The sequence below is a fragment of the Micromonospora sp. NPDC004540 genome, from assembly GCF_040610095.1.
Classification (GTDB): domain Bacteria; phylum Actinomycetota; class Actinomycetes; order Mycobacteriales; family Micromonosporaceae; genus Micromonospora.
On record NZ_JBEXLR010000205.1, the window covers coordinates 1 to 1,719 of the forward strand.

At 75.5% G+C, this 1,719-nt stretch carries 2 protein-coding genes and 1 riboswitch; of the genes, one reads left to right on the top strand and one right to left on the bottom strand.

All coding sequences use genetic code 11. The annotated features are described in order from the left end of the window. Nucleotides 1–269: 269 nt before the first annotated feature. Nucleotides 270–1,172 carry a DUF559 domain-containing protein gene (locus ABZV78_RS31705; protein WP_355644539.1) on the bottom strand — a complete coding sequence of 301 codons (903 nt, stop codon included), beginning with the start codon at nt 1,170–1,172 and terminating at the stop codon, nt 270–272. Nucleotides 1,173–1,292: 120 nt separating this feature from the next. Beyond that, a riboswitch (TPP riboswitch) is annotated at nt 1,293–1,402 on the top strand. Here ABZV78_RS31705 and ABZV78_RS31710 point away from each other — a divergent pair. Beyond that, the coding region (locus ABZV78_RS31710) for a thiamine phosphate synthase (protein WP_355644541.1) at nt 1,397–1,719 on the top strand (323 nt) is incomplete at its 3' end. (Overlaps the previous riboswitch by 6 nt.)

Sequence of the window (1,719 nt, forward strand, 5' to 3'; positions counted from 1 at the left end):
AGATCAAACGCTGCCTCAAGCGCTACATCACCCGAGAGCTCTACCGCCGCCTCGAAACCCCACCCCAACCACTTGACGCGGCATAGGAGCGTCCCACCCACACTGCCCCGGCGCCACCCACCGGCACCGGGGCAGCGCGCTGTCCGCCCCCGCACCAGGTGCCGCGCCGTCGCTGCCCCCGCGCGCTGCGCGCGGCGGGGCGTCGGTGGAACGCTATTTAGGTCACCGGGCGGGTTTGACCTATGTGGCGTTCCACCGACGGTCGGCGGTCAGTGGGCGGCGCGCTCGTGGAGGGCTTGGCGGACCAGGGCGACCGTGGCGCGCGGGCGGCGGAGGACGTCGTCGGCGGTGAAGCGGAGGACGAGCCAGCCGGCCGCGCGGAGGGCGTTGAGGCGGGCCACGTCCTGGCGAAAGTGGGCGCGTTCGCGGTGGTGGTCGCCGTCGTACTCGACCGCGACGCGGAGCGCCGGCCAGGCCAGGTCGACGCGGGCGACGAAGCGCCCGGCGGCGTCGCGCACGCCGTGCTGAGCGGTGAGCGGACCGAGGCCGGCGTCGAGGAGGAGCAGGCGGAGGCGGGTCTCCATCGGCGACTCGCTCAAGGGCTCCGCCAGCGCCAGCACCTCCCGGAGCAGCGCCGCGCCGGGCCAGCCGGGACGCGCCGCCGTATAGGCCCGGAGGGCGGGCAGCTTCACCACCCGCCGGTGCAGCAACGCCTCTACGGCCACCAGCGCGTCGACGCGCGGACCCTGCCGGCCGAGGTCGAAGGCGGTACGCAGAGCCGTCGTGATCGGCAGCCCGGCGAAGCGGGTGCGGTCGGCTTCCGGCAGCACCGAGCGGACGAGGCGCACACGGGGGTGTGGCCGCATCCGGGCGGCCCGGGGCATCAGCACGGTGACCGGCGCGTCCCGGGGGAGCAGGTCGGCGCCCCACAGGTACGCGGCGCTGCGCCCCGCGACGGCGGCGCCCGGTGGCAGTCGCAGTGCCACGGCGTCACACCACATGCGATGGTCGTCGGGGCGGTGGCCGTCGCGGTGCACGTACACGTCGGGCAGGAGGCGGCGCCAGGCCGGGCCGTGAAGCATCGCCCGGGTCAGGAGGCCCTCGCCGACGGCGGCGCTGCCGCGGAACGGCAGGAAGGCGAGCCGGCGGGGGACGTGGGCGGACGAGGGCATCCGGACAGCATGACGTGATCGGGAGATCACCGGCTGTCCCATTCTCCATCCGGGACGGTCGGTGGGAAATTCCCCACCCGCCCCTTGGCGGATCCGCGCCCACGTCGTACGGTAGGCCGCAAGTGACCCACGGGAGCCCGGTGCCACCGGGCTGAGAGGGGGGCTGGAAGCCCCCGACCGTCGAACCTGATCCGGGTAATGCCGGCGCAGGGAGGAGAGTTGCCGTGCCGTCCCTGGGACGACTGCATCTGATCACCGACACCCGGCCGGGGCGGGACCCCCTCGCCGTGCTGCGCGCCGCATTGCCGGTGGCCCGCGCCGAGCTGGTCGTCCAGGTCCGGGTCGAGGACGACGCCACCGACCGGGAGGCGTACGAGCTGGCCCGCCGGGTGGTCGGGCTGTGCCGGCCGTACGGGGCGACCTGCCTGGTCAACGACCGGCTGCACGTGGCGCTGGCGGTCGACGCCGCGGGTGGCCACGTCGGCGCGGAGGACCTGCCGGTGGCGGCCGCCCGCCGGGTGCTCGGCGCCGACGCCGTGCTCGGCGC

Bases quoted from the DNA above. Each gene is read 5' to 3' on its own strand.
- ABZV78_RS31705 (WP_355644539.1), bottom strand. From the start codon at position 1,172: ATGCCCTCGTCCGCCCACGTCCCCCGCCGGCTCGCCTTCCTGCCGTTC.